Source organism: Xanthomonas sp. NCPPB 2632 (assembly GCF_041228075.2).
GTDB lineage: Bacteria > Pseudomonadota > Gammaproteobacteria > Xanthomonadales > Rhodanobacteraceae > Luteibacter.
In genome coordinates, this window is sequence record NZ_CM192979.1 from 2,630,079 (window position 1) to 2,645,920 (window position 15,842).

1 protein-coding gene (only partly in view) is annotated in these 15,842 nt (G+C 65.3%); it reads left to right on the forward strand.

All coding sequences use genetic code 11. The features are described 5' to 3' along the window. On the forward strand, positions 1–15,842 hold the start of the coding sequence (locus AB8808_RS11445) for an Ig-like domain-containing protein (RefSeq protein ID WP_369929460.1). It continues 21,535 nt past the right edge of the window; 15,842 of the gene's 37,377 nt are visible here — the first part of the coding sequence; the start codon lies at positions 1–3; its stop codon lies off the right edge, out of view.

Below are 15,842 nucleotides of genomic sequence, written 5' to 3' on the forward strand. Positions count from 1 at the left end.
ATGGAATCGTCGAACCGTCCGTCCAGCAAGGAAGTCAGCAACGATGTCGCCCTACCGGAACAGGCGCCGGCGGCCATTCGTTTCGAAGCGCTCGAGCCTCGTGTGCTCCTCTCCGGCGACGTCAATCCGGCGGCCATCGCCATCGACGGCACGCTCACCACACCGGGTCAGGAAAACCATTTCCAGTTCAGCCTGCAGGACGATCGCAAGGTCATCCTCGACAGCCTGACCGACCGAACCGACATTACCTGGTCCCTCAGCAACGCCCATGGCCCTATCGCAAGCTCGGCATTTGCCTATACCGAGAACAATATCGGAGCACTCGACCTTGGTGCTGGTGCTTACACGCTGACCGTCAGCGGAACGGCGGATGCCGTCGGCTCCTACGCGCTGCGAATCGTCGATGCGCAGACGGCAGCGCCGATAACCCTGGGCCAGGACACGGCCGGCACGCTGCAGCATGGCAACGACACGGCGGTGTATCGATTCGACGCGTCGGCCGGGCAGAAATTCTCCATGGTGACGACCGCCCTGGGCGGCACCAACCCGCAGGCGAGCTGGCGACTGATCGACCCGAACGGCGAACTGGAACGCTCCGGCACGGGCATGAACACGACGACGACCGGGTTTTCCACCCGTCTCAGCGGCCCGTACCTGCTGCTGGTGGACGGCCCCCAGTCCAATACCGGTCCGGTCGACTTCGGTTTCAACCTGTCGCGCGTCGACGATGTCGACGCGGCCCTGACCCTTGACCAGGCCACGACCGTCGCCGCACCGCTGCCGAGCCAGTCGCTGCGCTATCACTTCGATGTGGATACGCCACGCAGTGTGCTGTTCGAAAACCTCGGTAGCGGCGACTACTACTGGACACTGACCGGCCCCAATGGCTTTTCGAGCAGCCGCTTTGGCGGTTATTACGGCCTGGACTACGGCACCTTTGCGTTAGGTACCGGCTCCTACACGTTGACGCTGGACCGTGGCTATTCCGACATCGGCACGGTCCGCTTCGCCATGCATGACCTAGGCGCATCGTCGACGGCTGTCGATGGCCAGGCGGTGAGTGGCACGCTGGATACCGCGGGGCAGTCGAGCGTGATTCGGGTGGCGGTTCAGCAAGGTCAGGACTATGACCTTTCTGCTTTGACCGCCAGCACGGATGGCGTCACGTATCGCATCTTCGATACCCAAGGGCGCTCGGTGCTGGGCTCTACCGCCATACCTTCGGCCGGAGCACGGTTTACTGCCAATGCGAGCGGCGAGTACGTGGTGGTCGTCAGCGGTGGGTCGAACGATCCCTCGACACCCACGACATTCGGTTTTCGTTTCCAGGCCGTACCCGACGTGGTCAAAACGCTCGATGCCGGCTCGTTCGGAGCAGCTACGACCGTGGCCGGCACGATCGCCCTGCCCGGCCAGCGTACCGTCTATCGTTTCCACCTCGACGGCGCCACGGCGCTCGCTTTCGACGGTCGCCTGGGTGATGGCGTGTATTGGCGGCTCGATGGCCAGGGTGCGGCGCCGTTCGGACAGACACCGCTGCTCAACGGTAACGAGAGCGTCCTGCGCTTACTGGATGCTGGCGATTACACCCTGACCTTCACTGCCCCTGCAAACGACACGCCGGATTTTGCGTTTGCCATCGTGGGTTTGGCCGCGGCGCCGCCGATCGCGATCGACGCACCGGTCTCGATCGATAACGCAACGGCCGATCAGAGTCGCGCCTATCGCTTCAGCGCACAGGCCGGCGACCAGTTCTCCGTCGCCTCATCCATCGCCAGCTACGACGCCAAGTGGCGCATCGTCGATGCCTATGGCAACGTCGTGGTCGATACGCGCTATGTCGGATACAGCGACAACACCTTCGCTCTGGCCAGTGGCGGCGACTACACGCTGATGGTCGACGTAGGCGCACCCAACGACTTCACCCTGACACTGCAAAAAGGCGTGAACACGCCACCGACCGCCCTGCCCGACGGCGATACGATCGGTTTCGGTACGGTAGTTGCCGGCACGTTCGATAGCTGGGACCAGATACGCACGTTGCGTTTCACGGTACCCAGCGACGGCGTATACGTGATGGACAACCAGGGTGATTACAGCAGCGCAACCTGGAAGCTCGTCGGTCCGGGCGGCATCGCCATGGACACCTTGACCATTTCGTCGTATGGCGACCGCGTGCTGTTCCTTCGAGCAGGCGATTACGCACTCACCCTGCAGGGTGCCACGTACGATGGCGGACTGTCCCGCAACGGTGCGTATGCGCTGCGCGTCGTCGATGCCGCCGCGTCACAGCGGCTCATGTTCAACCAGGCCAACCAGTTCAGTCATCCCGGTAAAGCCTCCACGCCGATGCGCATCGACGTGCCGGGCGCGGGCGGCGTGGTCGTCTTTTCCGACAGCTACGCCAACTACGCGGTGTACGACGCGTTCGGCCGTCTCGTTCCGGGCACCTCCGACAACTTCACGGGAGGCACGACCTATAACCTGGCGGCGGGTGCTTCGTACTACCTGCTGGCACAGTACCAGGCCTCTGGCAGTCAGACCGAGAACGTCACCGTCGCCATGGTCGACCGCTCGACGGCCCCGCTACCGATGAACGACGTCGTTTCCGGCACGCTCACCGGGCGTGCCGACGTGGACAGCTACACGTTCACCGTCGATCAGCCGCACTATGTCCACTTCGACACCCTCAGCGGCGGCATGAGCCCCGACCTGCGCTGGACCCTGGTCGACAGCTATGGCCAGGCGATTTACAACCAGGTGCAAACGATGTCCGACACCGTCGGCATCTGGCTCAACGCCGGTCAATACACACTGAGCCTGCGCACCATCGGTGCCGTGCCGCGTGACTATCGCTTCCGCCTGCTCGACGGTTCGGTCACGCCTGAAATCCAGCCCGGCGCGCTCGTCGCTTCCAGCGCGCCGGGCGATCAGATCCGCCTGTTCCACGTGCAGGGGACTGCGGGGCAGCACCTGTATGTCGTGCCGTCGGCCGAGTACAACATCGGGCGCTGGGCGCTCTATGGGCCGACCGGTGCAATCGTCGCCAACGCCTACTATGGGTTCGAAACGCGCCCCGATATCGCCCTGACCCAAACCGGCGAATACACGCTGGTCCTATTGCCTTCGGCCAACACACCGGCCATTGTCGCGATGCCCTTCACGCTGGGTGTGCGAGGGCAGACCAACGCGACCGCGGCGCTGAACAGCGATATCGTCGGCACGGTGCCGGCCATGGGCGGCTCGATCCTTTATGGCTTCACGCTCGATGCCCAACAGCTAGTGTCGTTCGTCGGCAATGCGACGAAGTACGGCACGCTTTGGTCACTCGTCGGCCCGGGCGGCGCGGTGTTCTCCTCGCGCGACTTCCAGAACGGCGAGATCACCCTGCGCCTGGCCGCCGGCAACTATACGCTGGCCGTCCAGCGACAGGACCTGGATACCGACGATTTCGTTTTCCGTGTCGTTACCGCGGTCGGCAGGACGGCGTTGGCCACGGGCACGCCGACACCGGAAACGTCCAACAAGCCGACGACCCACGCGTATTCGGTCGACATCGTGGACGGCAACTATGCCGTCGCGCTCACGAGCAGCGGCAGCACCTCGTGGACGTTGTACGACCGAAAGGGCAACGGCGTCGCTTCCGGCTCCGGTAATTACACACCTACCTCGCTCGCGTTGGCTGCCGGTAACTACTCGTTGCTGGTCAGCAGCTACGGCTCGGCGGATCAGCCCACGACGTCCACGCTGACGATGCTTGCGCTCACCACCGTGACGCACGACCTCGTGCCCGGTACACCGGTGCATGACCACCTGGATGTGCCCGGGCAGTCGATAGTCTATACATTCTCGATCGATGCTCCCGCTCTGGCACTGATGGATGCCTTGCTGGTCTCGCCTGGCGTGCAGTGGTCGCTTGCCGGCCCGACCGGCTCGATCATGGGCAGCGCGACGCTGGACCACGGCCGCCAAGGCACGATCCTGCGCCTTCCCGCCGCCGGCACATACCGGCTCACGATCGGATCGTCGCTTGGGGCCCCCGGTCCGATCGACTTCAACTTCAGGCTGCTCGGCGCCCTGCCCCCCGTCGCTACCGATGTCGAGCACGCTCTCGACCTGGCCACGGGCGCCGGCTCGACGGTTCTGCGTGTCGACGCGGGCAACCGGGATGCACTACGTCTCGTCGCCAATGCGGACTTCGGCCTGACCGTGACCGTCTACGATGCCCACGGTAACTACGCCGGTATACAGCGTAGCGTCGCCGCTGGGGACGCACTGTCCTTTGTCCTGCCCGGCGACGGCACCTGGTTCGTGCTGGTGAACGGCAACGGAGCCGACACCGCCTCGACTGGCGCAACCTGCAGCGTTTATCTCGATCATCGCCTTCGCGGCGCCGCCACGGTCGGCCAACCTGTCACGGGCAGCACCACCTCGTCGACCTTTCCCGCGGAGTACACATTGGACCTTGCAACGGCCACGCGGTTGGTCGTTCGGGGCGGCGATGCGGGCACCCGATGGACGATATCGCTCACCGATGGCAGCGTCGTGGCGACGGGTACAGGCGCCGATGCGCTGCCCGTGTCGCTCGGCAGTGGCCATTACCTCTTCGACGTGACCACCGCGTCGCCGGGAACGTTCGCGATCGATCTCGTCGACCTGGCCTCGATCGCCACCTTGTCCGGCGGCGGCAGCCAGGCCGGCGATCTCGCCGCCGACGGACTCGCGGTATGGCGTATCGCGGCCACGCGGCCCCTTGCGGATCTCGACCTGTCGCTGGATGCAGACATCGCCGTGACCGTCTATGACGGTGCGGGTCGAATCGTCTTCCAGGGCCGTGGGCCGATGACCGGGACAGCCATCGCGCGCGGCGTGATCGCCGGTACCGACCGGATCATTGTGCTGAAGGGCGTGCCCGGTACACATTACGTGCTGGATAGCGTCGAACGCGCCGGGACATCGGTCGTGGTACCGACCGCCGTGCCGCTCGGCGGCACACTGGACGGTAGCCTCGCCCATGCGCAGGAAATCGCCACCTACCGGCTCTCGGTTGGCTATGCGCAGTCCCTGCCGCTGACCGAGTTGATCCGCGATGCGGGATCGAACGGCATCCACTGGCGTCTGAGCGCACTCGACGGGTCGATCGTTACCGACTGGAACGACAGCTCGTCGGACGCCGTGCCCCCCGTGCTGGCCGCTGGCGAATACCAGCTCACCATCGCGGCGCTCGCCGATAACGCGCACTACGCGCTGACGACGCTGGACAGCGCCACGGCACCGCTCATCGTCCTCGGTGGCAGCGAAGCGACGATACCGATGAACGCCGACGTGAGCGTCGTCCGCTTCGATCTCCCGTTCGCCCGCGCCCTGGATCTCTCGCTCGCCGCCGATGGTCTGTCGAACTGGAAGCTGTTCGACGGCCATGGCCACCTCGTCGTCGCAGGAACCGGTATCGGCACGATACGTACCCCCACGCTCGACGGCGACGTGTACACCCTCGTGCTCCAACGCTCCTCGTCGACGGCCGCGGATCTTGCCGTCGCACTGCGGATCGACCCCATCACGCCGGTCACGATCCCGGCGACGGCCCAGCTGTCCGGACACCTTGACCGGACCGGCGACCTAGCCGTCCGGATCCTGACGCTCGACAAGGACACCGTGTTGCATATCGGTGGCTCCGGTGCTGTCCAGGCCCGACTGGTGACCGCAGGCAGTGCCGGACCATGGATGGCGCTCGATACACTGACCGGCAACGCGGCCTCATTCGTCGCAGGTACCTATGAGTTGCAGCTCCGTGCCACCGCGGAGGCTGCCGACTACGACGTCAGCGTCATCGACCCTTATGCCGCCGTGGCACTCGACGACAGCGCAACCGTCGCCATCCCGCCGGCCGGCGTCGCCGCGTTTACCCTGCCTGTAACCGGGCTGGAAAGCACCCGATTCCATCTCACCGGGGTCAATGGGCAGGCACACTGGGTGATACTCGACGGTACGAGCGTCGTCGTCGAGGGCTACGGAGATGCCGACCTCGACCTCGGCGCCCTGTCCGTCCGTACGTATGCACTGCTGGTCGATGGCGATGCGAGTCAGGTGGAACTGGGCGTCAGCCACGCCGACCTGCCGACCGCCATCGCGGGTCGAAACATCGTGGGCACCACCGGAGCGAGTGCAGAGTCCAACTATCTGATCCACGTCGCGCACGAGGGTTGGTACTACGGTGTGGTACCGCAAGCTAACGCGGATATCGAACTGGTCGACGCTTACGGCAACAGCACCTATCTGAACGGCTCCCCGCAGCACATCTACGCTGGCGACTACCGCGTGCGTATCCGCACCCAGGAACCGTCAACCGACTACAGCGTCCAGTTGATATCGATCACCGACGCTGAGACGGCGGACGCCGGTGCCGTCCATACGTTCGACGACACGGTTTCGGCGGCCGTCTACACTTTGCCGTCGAGCACCTCGATCGCCTCGGTGTCGCTTGCCATCGATGGCGGCGCGACGAACGATATCTACTGGATCATCGTCCACGGCGGCAATACCGTGGCCAGCGGCAACGGTCCGTTCGATATCAGGCAGCGTACCGACGGCGGTGACTACCAACTGATCGTGATGCGCCAAGGCCTCGGCGGCAGCGTCGACTACCGGCTTGCCATCACGCCTTACGTGGTTCCCGTCCAGTCCCTCGCGCTCGGCACCACCGGTTCGCTCGATCTCAACGCCGACAACGGCTACGAGCAGGCCTTTGCCTTTGCACTCGACAGTGCCCGGACGCTCTATCTCGCTTTCCCGGATGGCAACCCCAACGGTACCTACGACATCACCGATGCCGCCGGTACCACGTGGTTCGCGCGGGATCGCTACAGCTACAACAACGACCTGACCGCGCTAGGCGCCGGCAACTACGTCATCCATTTCCGCGTCCGCCAGGCGTCCGGCCAGGAATCGTTCGCTGCCGTTTCCGCGGGACTCCCCTTCCGTCTCGACAGCCTCGAGGCGGCTCCGTCGCTCACCGGCGGCGGCACGGTCACCGTCGACACCACGGACCAAAGCGATACGCGCTACATCCGTATCGATGCCACCACCGGTAGCATGTTGACGCTCGTGCAGACGAGTCATGCCTCCAACCTCAGCTGGAACGTCATAGACCCGACCGGCAACGTCGTCATGTGGGGCTACGGCGAGAATGTCGGCGACGTCATGCTCCAGCGCGTCGGCACCTATTACCTGCGCATTCAGGGTAACACCGAGGGTACGCCGGTCATCTTCAGCGCGACCACGCGCTTGGCGGCGCCCGCGGCACCGGCAGACGTCGCGATTTCCACCGATACCACGACCGACGTCGCCCTAGCCGGGCACGGCAGTGCCGGGTTCGCGTTCCACCTGGACCATGACGACTTCGTCTGGCCGGCGTCGACGGATCCGCAGTACAACCTGACCTGGCAGTTGCTCACTGCGACCGGCCAGCCCGTGGTCAGCGGCGATCAGCTGTCGTCGTACGGTTCGCAAATCATACGTCTGCCCGCCGGTGACTATCGCCTGGTCGTGGCCAACAGCGACGACGTCGCACGCACGTTGCCGCTGCGCATGCAGACCTCGGCATCCGCGACGATGGTCGATGCGGATTCGCATCGCTTAGGCAACCAGGGCCTTTATGCCCTGTCGGTCACGGCGGGACAGTCGTGGCTGATGAAGCCGACGTTCCAGGGCCACGTGACCCTGTTACGCCCGGGCCAGGCCCCGATCGACTTCAATGGCGACGACGAAAACAGCGGCGATCCGATCCTGATCGCCGCGACGGCCAACGAAACCTGGTACTTCAAGGTCGACGTCGGCGGGTACGCCGGCGATGGCCTGTACTTCACGGACATGCCCGCGGCCAAGCTCGACGGACCGGACCGCGTCGACTACCGCGGTTTCGGTGACTTCGCTTCGCGCGCACTCCACGTGGGCGTTGACGGTAGCTGGTACGTCGCACTGGACTATGTCCCGGCCGACCTGCGTATCCACGTCTCCGGTGTTGGCATCGATCGCGACTTCCCACTCGCCAACGGTGGTCCCTCAGGCGTGCTGCTCGCCCTGCCTGCCGGCGACTACCGTGTCGATTTTCTCTCCGCCTATGGCGGCTATCGATACGGCTACGCATTCGGCCTGTCTTTCATCGACCTGCACGCCGCGACCGTTCTGAATACCGAACAGGACACCACCGTGACGCTGTCGCCCGGCGTCACTGGCTTCGCCCGTTTCGAAGGCCATGCAGGCGAGGTGCGCAAACTCAGTATGCCAACCTCCGGCATGGACTGGGTGCTGCTGGCTCCCGATGGCACGGTGCTGGCCACCTCTAGCGGCTCAGCCGATACCCTGTTGCCGGCGCTTCCCGCCGAGGGCACGTATTTCCTGCGGATGGTGAATACCTTCGACAGCAGCGAACCGAGCGACTATACGCTCCATGTCAGCGCCCCGCTCGCGCCTACCCCGCTGGTCGCCCTGGATGACGCCATGTCCGTCCCCGCCACCGGCAACGGTGCCTTCGGCGCGATCTACGGGTTCGACTTGTCCCATCCTTCCTGGCTCCTCCTGGGCACGGACGGGACGGGCAACGGTCATGGCCGCTGGACGCTGACCTCCGACACCGGGTTATCCCTGTCGGGCCAGTGGAACGAGGATGCCTCGTTCACTCCCATCGACCTTCCGGCAGGCCATTACGCTCTTGCCTTCACCAACGATGGCGACACCGCCGACCTGAAGCTCTACGACGCCTCGTCGTCGGTCGCGCTGACCGTGGACACGCCCGTGCGGGTCGTGCCGGGTAACGGTTCGCCGCGGGTGTACACGTTCGACTCCCGCACCAACGGCCCGTTCAACGTACATTTCGCACACAACGAGCCCGGCCGCTGGGCCATCTACGACGCCAGCGGATACACGGTCGCGTCCGGTGCCGTCGGCGACGATGCCTCTGTCACTCTTTCCGGGACCTACCGGCTGGTATTTACGGGACTGGCTGCCGGTTCGGACCCGATCGATGTGATCGTACGGCGGACGGCCAACACGCCCGACCTCTCGGTGAATGCGTATTCGCCCACCGATCTATCGTTCTCCATCGGTGCGCCCACGCAGATACTGCTCGACGTGACCTATGCGGATACGCCTCGCGCATGGAGCCTTCTGCGCGACGGGCAGGTCGTCGCCAACGGCGTATTCGACCGGACCTCGCTCGCGCGGGGTGTCGTCCTGGGTGTGACGGCAGGCCTTTACGATCTGCGTCTGGAGGGTTATGGCTCGCTGAACCTGACCGTGCACGACCTCGCGCATAACACGATGGCACCGAACGGCGGCTCGTTCAGCCAGCAGGTTTACGGCAGTACGGCATCGACTTACGGCTTCGATGCCCAGGCCGAACAGGTCGTTACGATCTCCGATCAGGGTGACGGCGCATCCTGGCGCGTCTATGACGCCTACGGTGCCCTGGTCACCGATCTCGGCGGTGGCGGTACATCCGGCGCCCTGCCCTCCACCGGTCACTATTACCTCGTTCGTGATCGTGCCGGTTCTGGCTGGCAGACGTTCTACAACGACTTCTCGCTGACCGCCGCCAGTCGCCCGCTGGCCCTCGGCACGTCGGTCGTTGCGACGATCCCCGCGAGCGGCGCGACGATCTACGATTTCGACGGTAGCGCCAATCAGGTCCTGTGGCTGACCACCGGCGGGTACTTCCATGCCCGTATCGAAATTCTCGACGCACACGGCGTGCTGGTGTACTCGCGCGCACCGGACTACCTCCCGGTCCAGGCCATTCTGCTGCCAGCCGATGGGCATTACACGCTACGCCTGAGCGCGCCGGACGGTTACGCCCACGCCGTGACGTTCCGCCTCGACGACATCGGCAGCGCGCCGGCACTCGGCAGCGGCGATCCGGCCTCGGGCACATTCACGGCGACGACCGGCGCACTGGCATGGAAGGTGGATGTCGATGCCTCCGGCGCCTTCTGGCTCGACACCACCGGCACCGGCTATCCCTTGCGCTTCAGCCTGCTGTCCAGCGCCGGCGACGTCGTGGCGAATGGCGACGCGACGACATCGCGTGGCTTCTTCGGACTTGCCGCCGGCCAGTACTACCTCGTTATGGACGAGGCCGGCCAGAGCTACCAGGCAAACTACCGGTTCGCCGTAAGCAGTGCGTCGCAGTCACTCGCCGCGAATGTCGTCACGCAGGGCCAGCTGCCCACGGGCGGCGGTTCGGTGCGCTACGACATCCATGCCAACCACGACACCACCATCGTCGTCGACGGGCTTTCCGGCGACAATTCGGTCCTGTGGAAGTTGATCGGCCCGCAAGGACAGGTCTCCAGCGGTTACGTTCACTACAGCGACGGCAGCAGCGACTACGCCATCACCGTCCCCGCGGGCGATTACATGCTCGTGCTCACCAGCACGAATGCATCCGCAGGCAACTATGCGTTCCGCCTGCTCGACACCACCGTGGCCATACCGCTGCCCGTCGACACCACGACCCAGGTCCACATCGACCAGCCGCGCGGTGTCGCAATGTATGGCCTCGACCTGGTCGCTGGCGAAGCGTACTTCCTCGACGTCCTGCCGGGTGCCTTCATGGACCACTATGAGGGCGCCATGACCTGGCAGCTGATCGACCCGACCGGCCAGCAGGTGACTGGTCGCTACGCGATCGGCAACGTCAGTGGCTCCTACGACAGCCAGGGCAATCTGCAATACCGGTTCGACGGTACGGGTATCGCCCTGGGCACGCTCACGCTGGGCGGGCACTACACGCTCATCGTAGAGCGTACGGGCAGCGACACGCAGATCGTGGCGGATGCCTCGATCCGTCTTGTCCACGTGCCGCAGACCCCGACCGTCGACCTGGGCACGCTCCTGTCCGACCCAACGCCGGACCTCACGGTCAATCACGTGGAACTCAGCCCGGCAACCGGCTTGGAAACCGGGCAGACCGTGCAGCTGTCCTGGGTACTCGAAAACCGGGGCACGCTCGACACGAGTGGCGCCTGGAACGATCGCGTGGTGGTACGCAACATGGCCACCGGCGACATCCTGCTCGACCTCACCGTGCCTTATGACGGCAGCGCCGGCATCCCGCGAGGCGAGGCCATCACCCGCCAGGTCACGCTGCATCTGCCTGCAGGCGCTGCTGCGGCCGGGACGCTGTCGATCACGGTCATCGCCGATTCGGACAACCTGGTCAAGGAAAACAACGAGACCAACAACAGCGCGGTCGTGAACGTCGATGTCGCCCTTTCCGCCCACGCGGACCTGAGCGTGAGCGGGCTGGTATTGTCTCCGGCCTCCGGATTCGTGGCCGGCCAGCCGGTCGCCGTCGACTGGACCCTGGCCAACACGGGTGACCGCGATGTCACCCATCCGTTCAGCGAAACGGTCGAGATTCGCAATACGTCGACCGGCCGCGTCGTCGCCACCGTCACCCTGCGTGATCCTCTCACCCAGGGACCGCTTGCCGCCGGCGACACGCGTAGCCGCCATGCGAGCTTCACCTGGCCGTCCGGCGTGGATGCGGCAGGCAGCTTCACGATCCGCGTCATCGCCGATGCGCTGGGCGAGATCGACGAGGCGAACCCCGCCGGTACCGGCGAGACCAACAACGCCACCACGGTGTCCGTGGTGGCCGGTCCCGACCTCACCGTGCACAACCTCACCCTCGTCAGCACGCAGGTCAGCGCCGGCGGGGTGGTCACACTTACCTGGGAAGACTGGAACGAGGGCGCAAGCCCGACCGCAGCGGCTTTCATGGACCGCATCACGATCGCCCGTGCCGACAACGGCCTGGTGCTCGTCGATACGACCCTGCCCTACGATCCGGCGACGATCGTCGCAGGCGTGGCCAACGGTCCCATCGGCGCCGGCGAACGCCGCCTGCGCAGTTTCACCTTCCGCCTGCCGGACGGCCTGAAGGGTGCCGGCAACCTGTCGATCACCGTCACGTCCGACCAGAACACCGCCGGTAACGGCGTGCTGTTCGAAGCCAACCTCGCCGGCAACGCCGAAAGCAACAATTCCGCCTCGTCGTCCCTGGTCTCGGCGATAACTCAATACGCCCATCTGCAGGTATCCGGCGTCAGCGCGCCGACGCAGGCGACGACGGGGCAGCCCGTCACCGTCTCGTGGACGGTCGGCAACACCGGCCAGGTACCCACCGCTGCCGCCTGGACGGACCAGATCGTCCTCAGCCGCGACGGCATGGCCGACATGGTGATCGGCAGCGTCCGCCATACCGGCGCACTGGCCAATGGTCAGAGCTATGCGCAGAACCTCAGCGTGACCATGCCGGTAGTCGCCGACGGGCACTACACCATACGGGTTCGCTCCGACGCGCTCGGCGAAGTACTGCTGCCCGATACGCGCGGTGACACCCTCTCGGCGCCACGCGGCATCGACGTCACCGCGGCATACGCCGACCTCGGCGTCTCCGCCGTCACCGTGCCTGCCAGCGCACTCAGTGGGGAAAACGTCAAGGTTACCTGGGTCGTCACCAACACCGGCAACTCGCCGACCGACCTGGCGCTGTGGAACGACCGCATCGTGCTGGCCCGCTCGCCGACGCCATCGTTCAGCGACATCGTGCTGGCCGGTTCGGTGGTGCACACCGGCGTGCTCGGCGTGAACGGCAGCTACACCGGTACAGCCACCGTCACCCTGCCGCGAGACCTCGTCGGCACGTACTACGTGCTGGTGCTGACCAACCTCAACGATACCGTCACCGAACGGGGGCACACCGGCAACAACACGGCGGCGTCCGCGGCGATGTCGATCGCGCTCGCACCCGTGCCTAATCTGGTGGCATCCGCCGTCACCGGTCCGACCGCCATCCGCCCAGGCGACATCGCCCGTGTGACTTATACGGCGGCCAATACGGGCAATATCGCCGTGACGGCCGCCTGGCGCGACACGGTCTACCTGCGCGCCGCCGACGGTTCGCTGACCCAGGTCGCCAGCCGCTTCTACACCGACGGCCTCGCCGCCGGTGCCACCGCGTCGCGCACCATCGATGTGTCCGTCCCCTCGTGGCTGGCCGAAGGCGGCTACCGCTGGGTGGTCGTCACCGATAGCGACAACAGTGTTTACGAGCGCGATAACGAGGCCGATAACACGGCCGTGGCCACCGCCGATGTCGCGGTCAGCCGTCCGGATCTCTCCGTCGCCTCCGTGAGCGGACCTTCGCTGGTCCAGTCCGGTACCTCGCTGCATGTCGAATGGACCGTCGCCAATAGCGGCGGGCTGGCCAGCGGCGGCTGGATCGATCGTGTGTACCTGTCTCGCGACGGCCAACTCACGCAGGTCGCCGAAGTCGCGCACGGCACGGACGTGGCTAAGGGCGCCTCGTACGTTGCCTCTACCGATATCGCCATCCCGCTCGATGCACGTGGCAACTACGAAGTCGTGGTGGTCACCGACGCTCGCAACGTGATCGACGACCGCTCGCGTGCCGACAACACCGGGCGCGAGTCTTTCACCGTCCAGCTGGCGCCCCATGCCGATCTTGTCGTGGGCGCCGTGCAGGCGCCGACCACGCTGATCGCCGATCCGGCCACCCTCGCGGTGAGCTGGACGGTGACCAATCGTGGTACCGGGGCGGGCGATGCGTCGGGCTGGGTCGACCGGATCATCCTCTCCACCGACGACATCGTCGGCAACGGCGACGACCGCGTCGTGGGCGAAGTGCGCCACGATGGCGCGCTCGCCGTGGGCGACAGCTACCGGGGCGACTTCACCACCCTGCTTCCGCCGGGGCTTACCGGGCGGTACAAGCTGTTCGTGGTGACCGATGCGACGATGCAGGTCTTCCAGGACGGTGCGACCGCGAACGATACCCTTGCAAGCGACCATACGGTCGACGTGATGCCGAAGCCGTACGCGGACCTTGTCGTCAACACCGTGCAGACCCAGGGCAACGCCATCAGCGGGCAGCCGCTGACGGTCAGTTGGACCGTTGCCAACCAGGGCATCGGCATCACCGATACCGCCGAGTGGTCCGACTCCGTCTGGCTGAGTACGTCGCCCGACGGCACCGGCTCGCCGATCCAGCTCGCCGGCGCGAACCATATCGGCCAGCTCGAGGTGGGCGACCACTATGCACGCAGCATCGTGGTGAACGTGCCCAATGGTATTTCCGGTACGTGGTACGTCAACGTCCGCACCGGCGGTCCGTTCGAGTTCGTTTACGGCGACAACGACGTCGGTCACAGTGCGGCGGTGCCGGTGCAACTGGCACCGTCGCCCGACCTGGTCGTGCAGGCGCTGAGCATGCCCGACAACGCCATCGAAGGCGCGGTGGTCGACCTCGCCTGGACGGTGATCAACCAGGGCCAGGCTGTTGCCAACGGCCCGTGGGTCGATACGGTGAAGCTCGTATCCACCAACGGCGGCCCGGATATCCTGCTGGGTACGTACACGTACGATCGCCCGCTGGAGGCCGGCAAGACCTACACGCGTACCGAGCAGGTCCGCCTGCCGGCGAAGATCGAAGGGCTTTATCGCCTCGAAGTCATTACCAACAGCAACCTGGGTAAGGACGGCGCGCAGGTCTACGAATACGGCGATGCACGCGGAAACAACCTGACGATCGCTTCCACACCGTCGCAGATCGTGCTGCAGGCCCGCCCGAACCTTCAGGTCGACACGGTATCGATTCCCGACAGCGTTACCGCGGGCACCCGCGTCGGCATCCAGTACACCATCGTCAACAACGGCTCGGTACCCGCCAGCGGTCACTGGCGCGACAAGGTTTACCTGTCGCTCGATGGCACCCTGACCGGCGATGACGTACTGGTCGGCATCTTCGACAATGGTAGCGCGTTGGCTCCGACCGATCGGTATGCGAACGTGACCGGGTCGATCGACATCCCGATCACTTACCGTGGTGACGTGTACATCATCGTCGTCGCCGACGGCGACAACAACGTCGACGAATACCCGAAGGACGACGACAACCAGAAGGCGGTCCGCTTCCACGTCGACCCGGTGCCGTTCGCCGACCTGGTCACCGACAACGTCGTCGCCCCGGATCAGGCCGTACACGGTGCGACCATCCAGGTCGACTACCGCGTGACCAACAAGGGCAGCGCGATCACCCGTGGGGTCGACGCCGCGACCAACAGCTGGACGGATACCGTCTGGCTGGCAAAGGACCCACGCCGTCCGGGTGCCAATCGTGGCGACGTGCTGCTGGGCAGCGTGACGCACACGGGTAACCTAGCCGTGGGCGCGGATTACCTGGGTAGCTTGCGCGTCACCATCCCCAACGACACCTTCAGCGGGCAGTACTACATCACCGTCTGGAGCGATGCCTACGACAGCATCCTCGAAGACACGCTGGCGTCCAACGTCAATGCCGACGACCCCACCCAGCTCGACAACAACAACTACAAGGCGCGCTCGATCTCGGTCCTGGGCATCACCCCGCCTGATCTCGTGGTCGCCCAGGTAACTGCACCGCAGACCGTGGATGCCGGGGGCAACCTCAGCTTCAGCTACGCCGTGCAGAACCAGGGCGACCTGTTCACCGGCGGCTGGACCGATACGGTGTATGTGGCCGACAACGCGGACCTGTCCAAGGCCACGAAGATCTGGCTGATCGGCAGCTACACGCAGAACCGCACCCTCAACAACGGCGAGAAGTACACCGTCAACCAGACGGTGCAGCTCGCACCGTCGGTCACCGGCCGCTACGTCATCGTGGTGTCCGATGCACTCAGGCAGGTCCGCGAGACCAACGAGGACAACAACGCCAACGCGGTGGCGTCCAATGTCATCACGCATCCGGCGGACCTCCAGGTCACCTCGGTCCTCATTCC